At 46.1% G+C, this 18,474-nt stretch carries 24 protein-coding genes and 1 other annotated feature; of the genes, 2 read left to right on the top strand and 22 right to left on the bottom strand.

The features are described 5' to 3' along the window. Positions 1-323: 323 nt before the first annotated feature. The 19 genes from KJS65_RS03570 to KJS65_RS03480 all read right to left on the bottom strand — a co-directional run bounded on the left by KJS65_RS03570 (position 324) and on the right by KJS65_RS03480 (position 14,047). Positions 324-1,091, bottom strand: a complete 768-nt coding sequence (locus KJS65_RS03570; protein ID WP_213648601.1) for a hypothetical protein — start codon at positions 1,089-1,091, stop codon at positions 324-326. A gap of 37 nt (positions 1,092-1,128) precedes the next feature. After that, entirely contained in the window at positions 1,129-1,485 is a 357-nt protein-coding gene (locus KJS65_RS03565; RefSeq protein ID WP_213648600.1) for a 2Fe-2S iron-sulfur cluster-binding protein, read from the bottom strand. Next, positions 1,482-2,126, bottom strand: a complete 645-nt coding sequence (locus KJS65_RS03560; RefSeq protein ID WP_213648599.1) for a nucleotidyltransferase family protein — start codon at positions 2,124-2,126, stop codon at positions 1,482-1,484. Before KJS65_RS03560 ends, KJS65_RS03565 begins: the two co-directional genes overlap by 4 nt. Before the next feature lie 28 nt (positions 2,127-2,154). After that, on the bottom strand, positions 2,155-2,532 hold the full coding sequence (locus KJS65_RS03555; protein ID WP_306432976.1) for a 2Fe-2S iron-sulfur cluster-binding protein: 378 nt from the start codon (positions 2,530-2,532) through the stop codon (positions 2,155-2,157). Beyond that, on the bottom strand, positions 2,532-2,711 hold the full coding sequence (locus KJS65_RS03550) for a DUF2768 family protein (protein WP_127602835.1): 180 nt from the start codon (positions 2,709-2,711) through the stop codon (positions 2,532-2,534). The genes KJS65_RS03555 and KJS65_RS03550 overlap by 1 nt, the downstream gene beginning before the upstream one ends. 195 nt (positions 2,712-2,906) lie before the next feature. After that, the gene (locus KJS65_RS03545) at positions 2,907-3,182 is read right to left on the bottom strand and encodes a stage VI sporulation protein F (RefSeq protein WP_213648598.1); all 276 of its coding nucleotides are present in this window, start codon (positions 3,180-3,182) and stop codon (positions 2,907-2,909) included. 66 nt (positions 3,183-3,248) lie between these two features. Continuing rightward, positions 3,249-4,289, bottom strand: a complete 1,041-nt coding sequence (locus KJS65_RS03540; RefSeq protein ID WP_213648597.1) for an NAD(P)H-dependent glycerol-3-phosphate dehydrogenase — start codon at positions 4,287-4,289, stop codon at positions 3,249-3,251. After that, the gene (gene plsY / locus KJS65_RS03535) at positions 4,279-4,914 is read right to left on the bottom strand and encodes a glycerol-3-phosphate 1-O-acyltransferase PlsY (RefSeq protein ID WP_213648596.1); all 636 of its coding nucleotides are present in this window, start codon (positions 4,912-4,914) and stop codon (positions 4,279-4,281) included. The genes KJS65_RS03540 and plsY overlap by 11 nt, the downstream gene beginning before the upstream one ends. A gap of 11 nt (positions 4,915-4,925) precedes the next feature. After that, positions 4,926-6,248 (bottom strand): ribosome biogenesis GTPase Der, encoded by a 1,323-nt coding sequence (gene der / locus KJS65_RS03530; protein ID WP_213648595.1) that lies wholly within the window; start codon positions 6,246-6,248, stop codon positions 4,926-4,928. A 265-nt stretch (positions 6,249-6,513) separates the two neighbouring features. Then, positions 6,514-7,743 carry a 30S ribosomal protein S1 gene (gene rpsA / locus KJS65_RS03525; protein WP_213648594.1) on the bottom strand — a complete coding sequence of 410 codons (1,230 nt, stop codon included), beginning with the start codon at positions 7,741-7,743 and terminating at the stop codon, positions 6,514-6,516. A 121-nt stretch (positions 7,744-7,864) separates the two neighbouring features. Further along, complete coding sequence (locus KJS65_RS03520) at positions 7,865-8,455, bottom strand: lysophospholipid acyltransferase family protein (RefSeq protein WP_213648593.1); 591 nt, start codon at positions 8,453-8,455, stop codon at positions 7,865-7,867. An 18-nt stretch (positions 8,456-8,473) separates the two neighbouring features. Further along, positions 8,474-9,169 carry a (d)CMP kinase gene (gene cmk / locus KJS65_RS03515; RefSeq protein WP_244864361.1) on the bottom strand — a complete coding sequence of 232 codons (696 nt, stop codon included), beginning with the start codon at positions 9,167-9,169 and terminating at the stop codon, positions 8,474-8,476. 105 nt (positions 9,170-9,274) lie between these two features. Further along, the gene (locus KJS65_RS03510) at positions 9,275-9,496 is read right to left on the bottom strand and encodes a hypothetical protein (protein ID WP_213648591.1); all 222 of its coding nucleotides are present in this window, start codon (positions 9,494-9,496) and stop codon (positions 9,275-9,277) included. Positions 9,497-9,579: 83 nt separating this feature from the next. Next, positions 9,580-10,230 (bottom strand): flagellar brake protein, encoded by a 651-nt coding sequence (locus tag KJS65_RS03505; RefSeq protein ID WP_213648590.1) that lies wholly within the window; start codon positions 10,228-10,230, stop codon positions 9,580-9,582. Between the two features lie 137 nt (positions 10,231-10,367). Beyond that, a complete protein-coding gene (gene ypeB, locus KJS65_RS03500; protein ID WP_213648589.1) occupies positions 10,368-11,729 on the bottom strand; it encodes a germination protein YpeB in 1,362 nt (453 codons plus the stop codon). A gap of 217 nt (positions 11,730-11,946) precedes the next feature. Next, positions 11,947-12,096 carry a hypothetical protein gene (locus tag KJS65_RS03495; protein WP_213648588.1) on the bottom strand — a complete coding sequence of 50 codons (150 nt, stop codon included), beginning with the start codon at positions 12,094-12,096 and terminating at the stop codon, positions 11,947-11,949. Positions 12,097-12,165: 69 nt separating this feature from the next. After that, on the bottom strand, positions 12,166-12,861 hold the full coding sequence (gene prsW, locus KJS65_RS03490) for a glutamic-type intramembrane protease PrsW (protein WP_213648587.1): 696 nt from the start codon (positions 12,859-12,861) through the stop codon (positions 12,166-12,168). 89 nt (positions 12,862-12,950) lie between these two features. Continuing rightward, complete coding sequence (locus tag KJS65_RS03485) at positions 12,951-13,565, bottom strand: genetic competence negative regulator (RefSeq protein ID WP_213648586.1); 615 nt, start codon at positions 13,563-13,565, stop codon at positions 12,951-12,953. A 188-nt stretch (positions 13,566-13,753) separates the two neighbouring features. Then, positions 13,754-14,047 carry a hypothetical protein gene (locus KJS65_RS03480; RefSeq protein WP_213648585.1) on the bottom strand — a complete coding sequence of 98 codons (294 nt, stop codon included), beginning with the start codon at positions 14,045-14,047 and terminating at the stop codon, positions 13,754-13,756. Between the two features lie 93 nt (positions 14,048-14,140). Here KJS65_RS03480 and KJS65_RS03475 point away from each other — a divergent pair, with 93 nt between their 5' ends. Then, on the top strand, positions 14,141-15,082 hold the full coding sequence (locus KJS65_RS03475; RefSeq protein WP_213648584.1) for a polysaccharide deacetylase family protein: 942 nt from the start codon (positions 14,141-14,143) through the stop codon (positions 15,080-15,082). A gap of 74 nt (positions 15,083-15,156) precedes the next feature. Here KJS65_RS03475 and KJS65_RS03470 read toward each other — a convergent pair whose 3' ends face one another. The 3 genes from KJS65_RS03470 to KJS65_RS03460 all read right to left on the bottom strand — a co-directional run bounded on the left by KJS65_RS03470 (position 15,157) and on the right by KJS65_RS03460 (position 17,068). Further along, entirely contained in the window at positions 15,157-15,999 is an 843-nt protein-coding gene (locus KJS65_RS03470; RefSeq protein WP_213648583.1) for a metallophosphoesterase, read from the bottom strand. Further along, complete coding sequence (locus tag KJS65_RS03465; RefSeq protein ID WP_213648582.1) at positions 15,993-16,310, bottom strand: hypothetical protein; 318 nt, start codon at positions 16,308-16,310, stop codon at positions 15,993-15,995. Before KJS65_RS03465 ends, KJS65_RS03470 begins: the two co-directional genes overlap by 7 nt. Before the next feature lie 164 nt (positions 16,311-16,474). Further along, entirely contained in the window at positions 16,475-17,068 is a 594-nt protein-coding gene (locus KJS65_RS03460; RefSeq protein WP_213648581.1) for a CPBP family intramembrane glutamic endopeptidase, read from the bottom strand. Positions 17,069-17,139: 71 nt separating this feature from the next. On the opposite strand from KJS65_RS03460, the gene KJS65_RS03455 reads away from it, so the two are divergent. Continuing rightward, a complete protein-coding gene (locus KJS65_RS03455) occupies positions 17,140-18,045 on the top strand; it encodes a hypothetical protein (RefSeq protein ID WP_213648580.1) in 906 nt (301 codons plus the stop codon). Between the two features lie 136 nt (positions 18,046-18,181). After that, positions 18,182-18,416 (top strand) — a binding site (T-box leader). Positions 18,417-18,474 lie beyond the last annotated feature (58 nt).

The raw sequence follows: 18,474 nt of genomic DNA, 5'->3' as shown, positions 1-18,474 counted from the left end.
TCGGAAACGGCAAAGCGGCGATACTCGCTTTAGGCATTTGGACTAGTATCATATTATGTACCTATCAAAAACAATATGACGGGTATTTTGCAAAATCTCATAACTTATAGATTGAGTTAAGGTTGCTTCTGCCCATTCCCCTCAACATTAGCTCATTCTATATACCCAAACTTTGCCCGGCCTCGTCATCCATCTCAGATATATGCGAGAAGATGTTCATCTATGTATATCAATTGGATGGAGAAAAAAAAGAAAGCCATTCTCCAAAGTGCAGAAGCACGATAGAGAACGGCTTTGAAGTTAAATCATTGACCTTCAGGATATTATGACTGTGGTTGAATCGCGACCGGAGAATCACCGGACCATTTATAAGGCAGAGACTTGACGGGGACATAGTCCGAGGACTTCACGAGTTCTTCCCGCAAATCTTCCTCTTTGGAAGGCTTCAGCCCTTCCTTGTCAATCAACTGCATAATATCAAACGCATAGTCAACATAGACCACACCCGTCTGATCCATGATAAAATTCATGTCTTGACCTGAGTAGACACTTTTGAGAACGATATTTTTAGTATCCGCGAGTGCCGGATCTACCATATGAATACCTGCATACACTTCATCCCCGGCAGGGAGCTTACCGTCATGAGCAATCTTATAGCGGTTTACAGCCCGTTGTACATCGTTAACTTTCTGTACCGTTATCAGATCCATGACCTTAATCGTCGGGTCTGTTTCCTCATTCTGAATGATGAAATAGCCGCTACCGCCTTTTTCAAAGGCTGTGGTTGGTATTTCATCAATGAATCCCCGCTTTTGAAGCTGATCCAAATCAACACGAAACTTTTCATATTTCGGGGTATCTTCATCCGCATTCAGAATCGGCAGCAGGCCCTGATCCTTCTGAAAATCATCAATAGCCGACTGAATCCGTTTCACGCTTTCACGGTATGAGACCCTGTTTTCGTTCTTCTTATCATCCGGGTACAAGCAACCGGTCAAACTCACTGCGAGCAGAATTACCATAACAGTCGCTGCAGCTTTCCGGAAGCCTCCGGAGCGTCTAGAAAATGAAGCTTGAGTCACAATGATCATCCTTTATATCCATTGATATTATGTTAATGAGACTGTCTTACCACAGCCGATCCTGATCTTCTTGCCGGGCCGCTTCCAATTGTTTACGGATTGCTGCCTTTAATTTATCTTCCGGTATGTCTACGGTTACGGGTCCTTCGATTTTGGACTGACAGGCCAGTCTGACGCCTTGATGCACAAGCGATCCAAGCTTGCGTTTTTCAGATTCGGCCGGACGCGATAACATACCGCGAGCTTCTTCATCCACATTTATCTTGCACATCAGACATCCCATCTTCCCGCCGCAGCGTGTGGGGATATGTACTCCAGCCCGGTGTGCGGCAGCCAGAACAGATGTACCATGGCTTACCACAGCTTTTTTGCCGGAAGGCCTGAACGTGATTTCATGTTTCATTTCGTGTATGGCTCCTCTCGCAACGGAGCTTGAAGAGGATTTGCACTATCATTCCCGATTCGGTTCAAGCCTAATAGACCTTCTACCCGCCGGATATGCATTTCGGTAAAGCTGCTGCTGTCTAGTATTTGTCTTAAAAGCGGTAAATGGGCCTGAAGATCTGTCCTCATTACCTTAGCAATTGCTTCATACCGGTCGGACCGGTCTCTGAGCATATTAAATATCAGTTCATGACTAAGCGGCATTAATGGTACAAATATTCCTTCCAACTCAACCACTGTGGCTTGTGGTAACAACAGCTTGTCTACATGCACTTCATAAAGACTCCCTTGATCACGTACCCGAAAGCCGCCCACCAATTCCATCGTGTAATCTTCAAGCTCATAATGGCTTAGGATGGAATGGTATCTTATCGTTTCACTTAAAGCAGGCTCGTCAACAGAGCGGTCTTGCAGCAGATGATGAAGATCTGCCATATGGACTTGGTCCGTATAAACATCGATGTCTCTTGGCATCGCGTCCAGATGCACGTTCTGGAGCAGAAGTCCGCAGCTACCGCCGATCAGCCAGCATGTTCCGGCTTGGTTCAGCGTCTCGGACACCTGCTGCAGCGCATGCTGTAATTCGGATGTGATCTGCATGACCCACTCTCCTGTTCTTCCCATCCGTTTAGAAATAGGTTTTATTACGCGCTGAAATAATCCCTGATGTCTTCACAACCGCTTGGCAGCCCAGACGGAAGCCTTCGTCAAATTCTTCCGGATCGAGGCGTTTATGCTCAGCTTCCGTCGGCTCCTCCAGAAACTCAGCACCTTCAAGCACCTGACATCTACAGCGGGCACAAGTGCCGCGTTTGCACATATGCTGCCAATCAATCTCATGATCCTTGGCGTGCTGAAGAATGGTCTTACCCGGTTCAGGTACTACCATTTTCTCAATCGTATTGCCCTTAAGCTTCATCGTGGCTTCATGTGTCACAGTCGCTTCAACTTTAATAGTTTCTTGGGCCGGCTTTTTCTTGTCAAAAAGCATGCGGAAACGGTTCATCACATTAACGCCGCCATTCCCCCGAGAAATCCGACCACCATAATAATAAACGCCACAAAGGATAACGTCCCCCGAAGAACGCCGGTCGTTTTGGTACGTGCAAATGTAATTAAAAACACAGATAACCCCATTACCAGCATGGCAATCAGGGAAACCCACATTTTTGTCATCGGATCCATAGGCTCTGATTCTCCAATCTTTTTACGATGATATAAGCGTATTATAGCATGAAACTTGTTCACTTTCTTGCCTATAGATAAAAGCATGATTCCATGGAAGCATGTACATTCTTTTATCTTAAAAAAAGAGCATAAAGTCTCGGAAGCCGCGAGGCTTCGTCGACTTATTGCCCTTTACGCTACAGTATTCATGGGTTATTTCTTCATCATTAGTTTCATCAGCGATTCCATATTTTGCGGACTCATTCCGCTCTTTTTAACCGCGCTTACGATATCCTGTATGGTATCTTCGCTGACTGGAACATTGGCCATCGCGGACACCTGCTTGATCAGTTGGCGGAGCTGGGTCTCATTTTGCATAGTAGAAGGTTTTACGGTGCTGGCAAGCTTCTTAACGGCATTTTCCGAGATATTCTTTCCTGATTTCTTATTGACAACATTCAGAACATCCTTGGAAATATTTTTGCTCATCTTCTCCCCTCCTCCGGCAGTCCTCAAATTATATATATGAGGAATTGCCCCGAAAGGTGAAAAGCATCAGCTGTGCCACTGCTCCCAAGTTGCGAGCTTCATCGACTCCATTTCCGTCTTGGGATCGCGCCCCATCAACGCTTCCACCGCAATACGCGGGTCTTTGTCTTCAAAAAGCACTTGATACAGCTGGTCAGCTATAGGCATCTGAACACCGAATTTTTCTGAAATTGTGTGAGCCGCCTTGGTCGTGCGGATCCCTTCCACCACCATGCCCATGGAATTCAGCACTTCATCCAGCTTTGTCCCTTGGCCGAGCATCGAACCTGCGCGCCAGTTACGGCTGTGCTGGCTGGTAGCGGTAACAACAAGATCTCCGACACCTGCCAGTCCAGAAAACGTTAGCGGATTTGCTCCCATCTCGACACCGATACGGGTTATTTCCGCAAGGCCCCGTGTAAGAAGAGCTGCTTTGGCATTGTCTCCGTAGCCAAGGCCGTCTGACATGCCTGCACCCAGTGCAATAATGTTCTTCAGTGCACCTGCGAGTTCCACACCAAGCATATCCCGATTGGTGTACACACGGAAATCCGCATTCATAAACAGATCCTGAGCAACTGCAGCAGCCTTTTGATTGAGAGATGCGACGACGACCGTGGTAGGGCAGCGCCGGACCACTTCCTCCGCATGGCTTGGTCCGGAGAGGACGACAATATCCCCTTCCGTGCATCCGAGCTCTTCGGAGATTACCGTGGACATCCGCTTCATGGTCTCAGTTTCAAAACCCTTCGTTGCATGTATACATATCATATCCTCACGCCAATAGGCTTTTAAGGACCGTGCAACCTCGCGCATCGCTTTGGAAGGCGCAACAATCAACACAGCGGCTGCTCCATTGACTGCCTCTTCCATATCAGTTGTCGCTTTCAGATTCTCAGGCAGACTTACCTCTGGAAGATAGCGGCTGTTCATGTGCTTTCCGTTAATTTCCTGTACTTGTTCAGCATTGCGGCTCCAAATCACCACATCCGGATGATTGGCGGCGAGGACGCTAGCCAGTGCCGTTCCCCAACTGCCAGCCACTAGTACAGCTACTTTATTTGACAATTCCCTTTCCTCCTTTGGATCCTCCGGAGCCTATCTTGTTTTCCCGACCTTGAACAATTTTCACAATATTGCTTCGATGTCTCCAGAAGGCAAACAAACAGATAACGAAGCTGGACCAGAAGACGGACCAGTCAAAACCAAAGATCAAACCAGAGATCAATAGAGAAATTGGGGTGAGCGCTACAAATACGAGCGACCCGAGAGATACGTAACGTGTGATTACAATAAGCAGTATCGCGATAGCTCCCGCACATAAGGCCGGAACAAAGCTGAGGGTGGCCATTACGCCAATCGTAGTGGCAATACCCTTGCCTCCGCGAAAGTGGAAATAGATCGGCCAGTTATGACCGATGATCGCAGCAATGCCGCAAAGAGCAGGAATCCATTCATTTCCGTCTCCAAGCCATCTGCCAACCCATACGGCAACGATTCCTTTTAAAACATCGAGCAGGAGCACGACAATTGCCGGTCCTTTGCCCAGAATACGAAGTGTATTGGTTGCTCCCGCATTCCCGCTTCCATGCTGGCGGATATCAATCCCTTTAAGCATTTTAGCCAGCACGACGCTGAAGCTGACAGAGCCGAGCAGATAACTCAGAACAATAGCTATGATCTGTAGAATCAATCTATTCTCCCCTAACTTTCATCCGATTTGCGCCGAGTAAAGATTCTAATCGGTGTGCCCTCAAAATCAAACGCTCCCCGGATTTTGTTCTCCAGGTAACGCTCATAGGAGAAGTGCATCAGTTCAGGATCGTTGACAAAAACAACTATGGTTGGTGGCTTCACAGCCACCTGGGTTACATAGTTAATGCGCATACGTCTTCCCTTATCCGTCGGAGGAGGATTAATTGCCACCGCGTCGGAAACTACGTCATTAAGAAGATGGGTCTGTACTCGAAGATTATGCTGTTCAGCCACATGCTGAACTACAGGAAGCAGCTTATGTAAACGCGACTTCGTTTTGGCAGACAAGAACACGATCGGTGCGTAGGTCATGAAAAGAAAATGATCACGGATCTTTCTATCAAACTGCAGCATCGTTTTATCATCTTTGTCCACAACATCCCATTTATTCACAACGAATAGTGATGCTTTGCCCGCTTCGTATGCATAGCCGGCAATGTGCTTGTCCTGATCGATGATTCCCTCTTCGCCGTTAATTACGATCAGCACCACATCAGCACGTTCAATGGCACGCATGGCACGCATAACACTGTATTTTTCCGTTGTTTCATATACTTTCCCACGCTTACGCATACCAGCTGTATCAATAAGCACATACCGCTGTCCATCTTTCTCAAAAGGCGTATCGATTGCGTCCCGTGTGGTTCCTGCGATATCGCTGACAATGACACGTTCTTCGCCAAGAATCGCATTAACCAGTGAGGATTTGCCCACATTCGGCCGACCAATCAAGGCCACACGAATAACATCTTCATCATACTCATCATCATTTAATTCAGGCAGAATCTCGACGATTGCATCCAGCAAATCGCCAATCCCTGTGCCATGACTTCCGGAGATTGGAATCGGGTCTCCAAATCCCAGGCTGTAGAATTCATAAATCTCGTCGTGACGGCCGAGGTTATCGACCTTGTTCACGGCCAGTACAATCGGCTTACCGGAACGAAATAGAATTTGAGCTACTTCTTCATCAGACTGTGTCAATCCGCTCTTAGCGTCACACATAAACACAATGACATCCGCTTCTTCAATCGCAAGCTCTGCCTGCATGCGGATAGATTTTAAGATCTCATCGTCTCCATCAATCTCGATACCACCAGTGTCAATGACGCTGAACGGTTTTCCGTTCCACTCTGAAACACCATAAATTCGATCACGGGTAATTCCCGGTTTATCTTCCACGATGGCCAGTCTATCGCCGATCAAACGGTTGAAAATGGTTGATTTGCCAACGTTAGGCCTGCCAACGATAGCTACTACGGGTCTTGCCATATTCACTCCTCCTGTCAATACTTACGATTATCATCATAGCAAAAAACACTTATTTTGGCTAACGTTTCATCTGACTATGCTCACTTTAATCCTATTTTTCCGTAGAAAATGGTTTCCATGCACCTTTGTGCCATATTTTCACTGCATTTTAGCGAATCCTATGCCAAGATGATAACGGAAAAGATAAAGTAATTTACGTCTAAAAAAAAACAATCGGAAAACCCGGTAAAGGGTTCGCCGATTGTCATTTCCGAGACTGCAAAAATCATTTGAATTTGCTGAGTTTGTCTCCAAAACGCTCTCCAAGCGTAATGCTGAGGCCTTGGTTGCTCAGAGATACGTTAGGATTGTCCTTAAGCTCATCCTTATGATTGCTGCTTCCTCCTCTAGCTGGTCTTTCCGATCTAGGAGCAGCAGCCGGAGCTTCTTCTGTTTCTTTGATGCTGAGACTCACACGTTTTTCTGCAGTGTTGATGTCAAGGATTTTCACTTGAACCTCTTGTCCTTCTTTCAGGACTTCCTGCGGAGTTCCGATGTGTTTATGAGAGATTTGGGAAATATGAACAAGTCCTTCAACTCCTGGAGCAAGCTCAACGAATGCGCCGAATGCCACAAGACGTTTAACTTCGCCTGTAACCACATCGCCTGTGTTGAATTTCTCTGCAGCAGAATCCCAAGGTCCAGGTTGAGTAGCCTTCATGCTGAGACTGATTTTACCTTTTTCAGGGTCTACTTTAAGGACTTTAACCTTCACTTTGTCTCCTTCGGAAACAACGTCGGCTGGCTTTTCAACATGATTCCATGCCATTTCAGACACGTGAACCAGTCCGTCTACTCCGCCTACATCAACGAATGCGCCGAATTGCGTCAGACGTTGAACGGTACCTTCGATTTCTTGTCCTTCTTGAAGCTGGGACATCACTTGCACTTTGTTGGACTCGAATTCTTCGTCGAGAACATCTTTAGCGGAAAGAATAACCTTGTTGTTTTCACGGTCAATTTCTTTCACTTTCACGCGCAAAGTGCGTCCTTTGTAGTCGCTGAAATCTTCAACGAAATGACGTTCTACCATGGAAGCAGGAATAAAGCCGCGTACACCCACGTCAGCAACGAGGCCGCCTTTAACCACGTCTGCTACAGTCACTTCGAGCACGTCTTTAGCTTCAAAATGCTTTTCGAGCTCTTCCCATGCATTTTCGCTATCGATCGCACGTTTGGAAAGAACAAGCTTTTCCTTTTCGTCGTCAATGCTGACCACTTTGCATTCAACTTCTTGACCAACCTGAACCGCATCCGATGCGTTGTCCAGATGAACAGAAGACAGCTCACGAATCGGAATCACACCGTCATATTTATATCCAATGCTTACATAAGCCTGGTTGTCCTCCAGCTTGACGATTGAACCTTTCACGGTGTCCCCTTTTTTCAAGGATACGAATTGGTCCATTTCCTCTTGGTTTACTTCAACTTCCTGATTTTTTGTTTCTTCCGACATGTCAATACCCTCCTCAATTCAAAAAAAGCCATTTATTCAAACCTGCTGAAGCAGAGTTCAAAACATTCAAATATGTGTTTAATATCTTTCCAATAAGTGCTTGCCTTCATGCACGGGACCGTTAATTCACCGTAGGCTTTCCGGTCTTCTGCATCTCATGAATGCGGGACATTATTTTGTCAGTCACTGCATCTACCGCTTCTGCGGACTCCATGTCAGCAAATTCGGATAAATCTAGCGGCTTCCCGTATATAACTTTCATTTTCCGTAAAAACTTGTAATCACCAATGATTGCAGCCGGCACGACTGCGGCTCCGCTTCGAAGAGCAAAGCTTGCAGCACCTTTTTTCGCAGCACCACTGTCAGAATTACGTGTTCCTTCCGGAAAGATCCCCATGATTTCGCCACCCCGTAAAATTTTCAGGGATGTCTTAAAGGATTCTTTGCTGACGCCTCCGCGTTTTACCGGAAATGCGCCAAGCTGTGTGATGAGCCAGCCAAGAACAGGAACCTTAAACAATTCTGCTTTAGCCATGAACCTGACTTTGCGTCTGAATTTAATTCCCACCGTCATGGGATCAAGTAAGCTGATGTGATTCGAGCAGAGCAGAACTCCGCCTTCCTCCGGGATGTTTTCCTTGCCTACCGCCTCAAGACGGTACATAAAAGCAAATATCACCCGCAGCAATCCCCGGCAAAAAATATAAATCATGTTTCGTTCTCCCCATCCTTATGAGTTCGTATGAGTTCTACAATAAGAAACAATCGTTTCCACAACCTGAGGGATGTCCATTTGCGTCGTATCCAGAACGATGGCATCTTCTGCACAACGCAGAGGTGAAACTTCACGACCTTCATCCAGACGATCACGTTCTGAAATATCCTTCTCAAGCTGTTCCAAGGTCAACCCTGGTGCATCACTCATCTCTTTAAAACGGCGGAGAGCACGTTCCTTGACGCTGGCCGTCATGAAAACTTTCAATTCGGCATCCGGCAGTACAGTTGTTCCGATATCCCGTCCATCCATAACGACGCCTTTGCGTGCAGCCATCTGCTGCTGGAGTGCTACCAAATGCTTGCGTAGCCCTTCAATTTGCGCATATTGCGACACCATGCCATTCACTTCCTGTGAACGGATAAACGGCGATACATCCTGACCATCCACCAATACCTTCTGCCCATTGGCACCCGGTATTAATTCAATCACCATGTTTTGAGCATGTTGAAGCACTTCAGCGGAAAATTCCGGTAAAATTTTATGCTTCAGCATATACCAGGTTACTGCCCGGTACATGGACCCAGTGTCCACGTATATGTAGGACAGCTCATTGGCCACCAAGCGGGCAATCGTGCTTTTGCCTGCCCCGGCAGGACCATCAATTGCAATATTGATCTTCAAGTTGTTTCCAGTCCCCTGCCTATCCAAAGGGGCATTCCTCCTCAAACACAAACGTAAGAAAAAAGCAGGCACTGCCTGCGACGTGAAAATTATACCACACAACATACACTGATGCAAAAAAGACCCATGAAATCAGTCATGCCAATCCTTGACATTCCGCTCCTTGACAGGGATGCCATCCAGTCGATCCACCGGTGAAATAAAAGGGCGCAGATAACGGATATGCAGTGCGGCTTGAAAGAATATTAAGGCAGCGATTAAAAAGATCAGCAGGATCTTGGTTAACTTTCCTGCTTGTGCATTCAGCCTTTCAAATAATAGCAAATACTGTTTTACCTGCTCTTTTTCGTTCATAAAGATGCACTCCCGGATTTTTCCTATAATGTTTCCGGAAAATGGCTGCTTTATTCTTGAATCATCTTTTAAGCAGGGACATTTTAACGTCTGAAATCAAATTGACGTTCAAAGCAATAACGGATCAGCTTTTGGCGTTCCATATCTGCAATTGTTGTGAATTTGACCATGACAATTTTGCGGCCATTCTCAAGCACCTTGATGCGGACGACTTCCCCATTAAACGGCACATGTTCAATACTTCCGTTTTTATATGGAACGAGAACCCAGCAAGATAAGCCTTCCCCTTCCGAAATACGGTGGTTGGCGTCGCAGTAGAAGGACAATCCGCCCCCCCCCACATCATCCGTACGGGCAACGAAGCGGAGCATCTTGTCCGTTTTGACAGCTACCTCAAGCTCAGCATGGACACGCAAAAAGCTGCGCCGCTGGATTTTACTGATGGATTCGGGTTCGGGTCTGCGGATCCGTACCATTCGAATAACATCTTCTTTATATCCAAAGACATAAGAATTGAAATAGTTTTTGATTCCGCCCTCGGTCATAAAAAAAATGGATAGCTCGTCCCCGATAAACAATCGCTTCAGCCGTCCGGTGCCCTCCTGCATTGGCACCTCGATGAGAATCGAATCCTCGTCCATATCCCCAATTCTGGATTTGTACTGAACGTTCGCTTCTTTTTCATCCCCTGAATCTACGCTAATAAACAATAAGTCACCAATTTTAGGATACAAAAAAGTTCACCGCCAGCTCATATATTAACCGCATATCCTGATTATACCATGTCTTTCGTCACAGGTAATATGTGTTTTTAAGCAAAAAAGAAGCCTCTTTACGAAAGAGGCTTCTTGATAGCTGGGTTAAAAGTCATTTATTTTACAGCCGCCTGCTGGTCTGAAGATTTGAGCTCCTCAACAATTTTTTCGGAGCCGTCAGCAGCATCCATGTATAAACGGTATCTCGCTCCATTAATGTTTCCTCCGAATTCATAGCAGAGCGTTTCCTTGGATTGGTCATCCTTAATCAATGCCAACCGGCTGTAAGTCTCCTTGAACTCGGGGTTTATCTTTTTGCGAACCTCATCAATGGTCATCTTTGGCTTCGGCAAATTACGTTTGCCTTTATGCTCATAAACATAATCGCTTGCTTGGAACCCTGTGACTTCACCATTATCCAAGCCGACTCGGACCGTGATTTTTTCAGGATATATCAAAACACCGTCCTGTACACTAACATAAGTGAGGTTACCCATATTCCCATATTGGTCCGCGGTCACAGCTGTCATATCTTTATAGCCCTTTTTATTCAGAAACTGGCTGGCCTTTTCTTTGGCCTGCTTAATGGTAACCGACTTCTTACCGATCTTCCGATTGTCATGGTAGCTAATCAGAAGTCCGCCTTTTTTGGTAAAGTCCATGGAAACTATCGCAGGCAAGTTTTTGGATTTAACCGTAGCCGTATAGGATTCCCAATCCGTTCCCTTACCGTTTTCTGTTACCTGAATGGAGGCTTTTGGGCCTGCATCCGCGAATTTCGCAGCCTTACGCTTAATATCCTCCTTGGATACCGCTACGCCGGACAGCATTTTAACAGAACGCTTGTCGTAAATGCTTGATACAGCCGGTCCCCAGTTTAGTTCCGGATATTCACCAACCCGCTTGTCCACCGTTTTGAAACCGTCGATGATCGTGTTGTCGAGAGCCTTTTCCTCAGTGGCCATAGCACTCTCTACATCCATCCAGCGAAGCCGGTTCTGAATAACCTTGCTTTGCACCGTCTGCAGATCCTTGGTGATGTCAGCCGAGTTCTTATACAGAGTTTTCAGGTTTATAAGCTCATCCTGTGACAATGGCTCCTTATCCAAATTACGCATCGAGGTCTGATACGAGAAATTTGAAATCCGGGACAGAAAATCCTCTGTCTTATTAAAAGGAAGCATCGTCAGCGGCAGCTGGTTAATCTCATTCTGGGCCTCGCTAGTCAGTCTCCAAACATTTATTAGCCCTTTGCGGTGCATTGCGTTGGAGGTAGAGCTGACCGCAAGCGTATTGCCAAGCTCACTATGCAATCGGTCCATATGATAGGACAAATCATGAAAAGCCCGCTGGTACTGGTTCTCGGCTTTGATGAGAACTGCGTTTTTCTCTTGATTCTCCTGATACCCCCACACGAAAGCCCCGATCATAAAGAGGGTGACGATGGGAAACAAAACAGCGCTTAGTCGCTTGTACATAATTGCTTGAGTCTCCTTTCTTCAACTGTTTAGATCAAACCAAAGCCCGCGGCATATCACAGCTGATTTTGATCAATCTACCACATAAAATGAACTAAAGTTTAGCCTTGTATTTCCTTGATTCTTTAGTCCAATTTATATCGTTGCTGCTGTTAGTTTGACAAGAAGAAAGGAGTCTTATGCATCTTATGGCAGTTTACTTTACCGGTTTTTCAGCTTAGATCGGCAGCTCTTCAATATCGAACAGGTTTTTATTGTTGCATAGGCATTGCTTAAAACCCGTCTCAATCCGTCCCCGGTCTCTTTTTCCCCTTAATATAAAACGTTCTCCGCATTGTTTGCATACAATCGTGACTTTGACACGCAAAAAGGCACCCTCCATCCTGTACAAATTTCCAAAATTGGAATCTCGTAGGATAAAGTGTGCCCATTTTTATTAGGTATTAACCTCTTCTTCACGTTTGACGAACCGGAACGGAGAGCGGTTGTTAGCCCGGTATACCTTCCCCATTCCCCCGTACCACAGAAACGCCATTAACGGAACGATAAACCATATCCAGTACTGGGTCATAGTGGCAAGAATCAGATCATAAACGCCATGCCAGAACCAAGGAATGATCATGGAGTAAATCAAGTAACGCTTAGCTTTCCTTCCCGTGGAGAAGCGGGCGCGTCCCAGATAATAACCCATCATAACCCCAAACATGGCATGGCCTGAGACTGGCAGCAGCGCCCGCAGGAACATCGCTCCGATGGAAGCGTGGCTGTACCAGGCGTACATGACATTCTCCACCGTAGCAAATCCAAGCGAAATGGCGACCGCGTACACAATCCCATCGTAAGGCTCGTCAAATTCCGTATGGTTGTAAATCATATGGTACAATACAAACCATTTCAGAAACTCCTCAACAAACGATGAAATGATGAATGACTCGATATATGGATTGCCTCCAAACCCGTTCGTCATCCCCCGCTGGATGATCATTACCGGCACAACAATCAGAAAACCAAGCACAAACACCTTGATGACCATCATGAGTGGTTCCTGCTCATATCTGTCTTTCAGATAAAAATACGTCAAAAGGGCCAGACCCGGCGCTAGCGCCGAAGCTATGACTGAAAACCAAAGCACCGTTTCTTTCCCCCTTTTCCCGTGTGTTTATCGCTTTAAAAAAGCAATTCATCCCATGAAATCATTGTTCATGGGATGATTCACCAAAATTAATCCTGTCGTTTGAAATGCTCGCGTATGCCCGCGATAGCATTTTCCTGCATGACAACCTTACCGTATTCGTCGAGAACAGCTTCTGTATAGGAAGCAGCTTCTCCGTATTCTGCCAAAACGGCTATGAGTGAAGGATGCTTGCTGGAATCAATCAGTTCAGGATCCATGTACAGCACCCATTTATCTTTATAGTGATAAAGACGGCCTGCCTCTGTAATATGACCGCCGAGAACATGCGCAGCTTCAATCAGTATTTCAAAATCGTTGAAAGCATACACGATGGAGTCGCTCTGCTCCAGGGTCACTTCCATTTCATACACTTCTTCGGGCAGCTCATCTTCCCCTAAATGACTGTAATGCGAATGATCATATTTCCCACGTGTCACGATGACGACCATGCCTTGAGCAGGCAGAGCAAAGACTTCCACAGCGAGCGGTCCAGTTGCGTCAAAACCAAGTTCATTATAGGCTTGATCCATCATTTCGGTGAACAGCTCGTGGACCTTTGGAAGCTCTTGCCACATGTCTTCCTTTTGGATTCCGCGCTCACTCAAATCGTCGAACGTGAGGAAAATCCGTATCTTATCTGAGCTCAATCGTTCTATTTTCATGACAGGATCCTCCTCTGTAAGCAATGATATAACAAATTATGATGTCCCCCATAATGTGTGCTGAAAATAGTTCTATGTAAGTATGTTATCATTATATAACCAGAAATGCACGCTGTAAAATAGACAAAAAAAAGAATCATTTCGAGCATTACCTGCTCTAAAAATGATTCTAAAGGCTTGCGTTTCGTTTACATTCCAGGTATGACCGTATTGGTTTCCTTCATAATCATGTCCACTTCTCTTTTCACGTCTGGATTCGAGTTGATGAAGTCATTGATTTGCTTCATACTTTGATCCTTGGAGTGCGTCTGGACATGTTGGCTGCTATGGCTCCCTGAACTATTCATTCCAAGGGAACTCATATCCATCATTTTCCCCGCATTTTGAGTAATTGCGGAAGTGATCGAGCCTTTGTTTTTGGACATGATAGCCGTAGCTGCGGCACCAATCAGCACACCGCTTATAAATGACGAAGTATTCACAATTACAACCTCCTTATGTGATAAACTCAAGTGTATTGTTCGCGGAAAAGGACATACTCATGCGGCATAAAAACAGGAAAGTGAGATGGAAAAATGGTTAAAAAGACAGCTGCGCTTCTTCTTGTGACTGCCTTGTTGTTAAGCGCATGCGGCGGCAAAAACGAAACGACTGCAGACAAGAATCAAAACACGACTACCCAAGACAACACTAAAACGACGACAACAGCCGTTCAAGGCTCAAATGATGATTCAGGACATGAGAATGCTTCCAATGGAAATCAATCCGGAGAAGCCGGCAAAGATGAGCCAGACGGAACGAAAGAAACAGGCACGCAAAATGATGGTACCCAGGATAACGCGGCGGGACAAAATGGTGAAACTGCTGCCGTACCTTTGAAATACCACATGAATAAGGCATACAATATTGTCCCAAATGAAGAAGGCACGGAGAAAAAGGTCGTGCTGCTGACATTCGATGATGGTCCTAAAAAGGCTGAATGGATTAACAGCTTGATTGATACGCTGGACAAGCATCATGCCAAAGCAATTTTCTTCGTAAATGGATACCGTGTCAAAGAAAATCCGGATTTGCTTAAGCTGATCCATGACCGTGGACAGATAATCGGCAATCACAGCTGGGATCACATTTCCTTGCGAAAAGAACCAGAAGCAAAAGTGAAAAAGCAAATTGAAGATGTACAAAAGATCGTAAAGGATACAATTGGAGAATCGCCTGTATTCTTCCGGCCTCCTTTCGGTGAAGGCGGAGATGTGGGCAAGAAGATCGCGAAGGAAAACGGACTTCTGTACATGACCTGGTCAAACGGTTCTCTCGATTGGACGATGAAGTCCAAAGGGACAGATAATCCACATAAGGTGATCCAAAACGTTATGGACCAGCTGCATGCCGGAAGCAACATTCTGATGCATGAGCTCTCATGGACCACCGAAGCGCTTGATCAACTGCTGACCAAGCTTGAGAGCAAGGGCTACACGTTTGTGGATCCCCGCAGTATTGAACTTGATATGAGATAATGTGACGAAACTAAACAAAGGCACTCTTCCCAATTCATTGTCGGGGCGAGTGCCTTTTCGTATATACAGGAAAATTACTTCAGCTTACCAGCCGTGCCCTTCTTCAACCGAATAAGGTGCATCTCGGCAGGACAGCATAAGCGGAGCGCGACGCGCCTATTGCCGAATCCGCGGCTGATCAGCATTTGCGGCAGCTTCACAGCAGACTGCGGCTGATACCATCTAAACCAGCCGCAATCATATTTGCGGTAAAAAGCGTTCAATCTGATCGCCCCGAAAAATGGCAGTCTGATTTGCCCGCCATGTGTGTGCCCTGCAAGAATCAGATCCGGTTTATCGGAAGCATAGCGGATCCAGGCGGGGTCATGTACCACAACAATCCTGCACGCCTTAATATCACCGTCCGGCAAATCCGGAACCCCAGGATAACCATCCCGCTTGGTTAGCGGCTGGTCGACGCCTGTCAGGCATACCTCTTCTCCTTCTCGTTCCAGCCGTATGTTCTGATCCCTTAGTAGAATTCCACCCGTATCTCTTAGCACCTGTTCCAATCCTTCGGGATCTGCCTTCAGATCATGATTACCGTATACGGCGTATACCTGACCCAAGTCTGATAAAATCTCCAAGTTTTCCTTCACACGCTCTAACGGAACGTTTTTCTCCATAATATCCCCGCCAAGAATTACCCAATCCGCTTTGCCTTTAAATTCCTGCAAATATTTGTCCGAAAGCTTGCGCTTGTGAATATCGGAGATAAAAAAAATGCTGCAGCCATCGAAAGCTTCCGGCAAGCCTTCCATTATAACTTCTGAATGCGTAACGGCATGAAGCCGTGCCTCATAGGACATCCTTGCAAAAATCAGCACACAGCATAAAACAAGGAATCCGGCGATCCAAAGCAGCACTGCCGTTACCATAAGTCCTCCAGTGGGGGTGCACCCTTCACACCCCAGTATACGAGAAATACCGTCAGAACAAGGAACAAGAAAAATAAAGAGTTGGTAAAGTACTTGCTGATCACATTTCTGCGTGAACCATAGGTTTCAGAACGTGCCGGGGCAGAGTCCAGCTCCTCTTCTGTGCTTGCAGCTCCATAACCCGCTTTATGCTTATGTGCGCGGGAAGGGTATGTCTGTTTGGGATCCGGCTTTGGATCAGATACCTGCGGGGCTTCTGACCGGCTGTCTGCAGGAGAAGATAAAACTCCGCGGCTTTTCCTCTCCTTCATTGCCCTCACCCTGCTTAAAGGAGGGGCAGCTGCCGGCTTCTTCTGTTCCCTACGGCTATTCGCGGGCTTAGCCTTAGGAGCTTCTTCAGAAGTTGCAGGGGGCTTTTTTGTTTGGTTTTTTTTTCGGCTTCTGTTATACGTTTCAACTCTGCTTAATTCACTACTCATGATTCCCTCCGAAATCGAATCACTAACCCGGAAATACAATCTATCGCAAAATGGCATACCACAGGGGCAAGAAGTGTGCCGGAGTGTATGTAGATATAACCGAGTCCGAAGCTGCTCAGGAATACCCAGCCCGTCGGAATCCAGTGCTTCAAATAGCGGACATGGATCACGGCGAACAAAATACTGGTCCAGTACGGACCGAATGAATGCTGGATAGCACCCCGGAACAGCAGCTCTTCGCATACCGCCACCAGAGCCGCTATCAATACAATATGCCAAACAGGACGGTTTTGAAACAGCATGTTGTTGATTCCGCCGTCATCCATGACTTCCTCTGGCGTTACGCGGGACACCAGAAAATCAATTAAAAACATGACGGCAGCCAGTCCCAGCCCCCAAGCCACAAAATAGTCACCTTTATGCGGCACGAATAATTCGAAAGGATTTCTCTTCTGAAATAATATCCAGGCCAATCCGATAATTAAGGTAAGACCTTGTGTAAGATAAAGATTGATCAGGAGCAGACGGTCTGTCAGCTGATCTGGTGTCGCCTGCTTCAACTTCGGCGCACGGAATTTAAATTTTTTCATATTATGCCTGCCTGTCTTTAGTTATTAAACGATACAAGGATCATCACCATTTTGAAGGAGTGCAAGAGATCATGAAAAACCGCCCCTCCCGTTTCGAGCTTTACTTCAGCCTATTATTTATACTCGCATTGATTGTGACAGCAGCAGCGTTTCTGTCAGGGGTTCAGGTAGGTGCCAACCGTATGGAGGAAAAGTACAACTATCTGAAGTTATCATCCGCTACACCCGATTTCACCGATTCCTACCAGCAGCAGGATGTCGTCACCTTCTATCATACCGTATTTTTGCCTTATCGGGAATTCAAGAGCGAATGGCTGGCACAAACCGAAACTGCTGGTATCTTTGCGAAAGAAAAATCCGGCATTTTCAAAAGCCTTTCCAAGCTGGCAGATCAAAAATATAATGAGGTTCTCCAAATCTCCATGTATGACTCTTCACCTCTGCTGCAGCAGTCCCAAAATAACACACTGAAAAGCCTGCGGTTGTTCAGTAAGGCTGCTCAACACGCGGCTGTGACGGAATCGAATTCAAAAACTATCCTTGATTCGCTCGAAGAGGATGCATATTATCAAAATGCGGTGAAATACGGTCTCTTGGCTCAAAAACAATATTATTCCTCCATGCTGAAATGGGGAACAAAGGTGAGTCCGTCCATCCCGAATCAATATATCATGCCCTCAACCCTAAAACTGACCGAATGGGAATCTTACCCGTTGATGGTGAAAAACGAAGCGGTAGCCTCCATCATGCTGAGCAGCGCCTTCTTCAGTGCAGCCGATCCGCAGGATGTCACCGCATTCATTGATTCCTGGATTGCAGCAGGAAAGACCAAAACGTATAAACTTAACTCACTTCAGGAGACCATTAACTTTCTACGTAAAAAGAATGCCGTTCATCCGAAGGATTTTATTAAACTGAAGGCACAATACGGCGGAAATGAGCTGCTGCCCCAGCTTCCCTTCTTTTTCGAGTCATAAAGCGACAATGCCCACAGGAAAACGTCAAATAATATCATAAAAATCATAGCAGATTTAGCGCAGAAGATTCAAGGAGCCAAGATTCCCTATTGACAGCCATCACGGGGCCGTGATACATTATGAAAAAATTAACGAGTTAAAACCGATGAAGGAAAAAAGACCCTTGAAAGTCTTCAGAGAGCCGGTGGTTGGTGCAAACCGGTGACAGTCAAGCCGTCTTAGCGTTCCAGAGAAGTTGCATTGAACATTACAGTAGGTGCGACCGGGTCATTTCCGTTATCAAATCAGGTCTTTAGAAGGCCTCTGAGGCTGCCGGATGCAATATCCGGTGGTGAATTAGGGTGGTACCACGAACAACTCTCGTCCCTTACTACGCAAGTAGTGTGCGGATTGAGGGTTTTTTTGTTATATTAAGCCATTTGTCCGTTG

The organism is Paenibacillus sp. J23TS9 (genome assembly GCF_018403225.1).
Classification (GTDB): Bacteria; Bacillota; Bacilli; order Paenibacillales; family Paenibacillaceae; genus Paenibacillus_AQ.
Note: the sequence above shows the minus strand (reverse complement) of the source record. Positions and strands in the feature narration are given on the sequence as shown.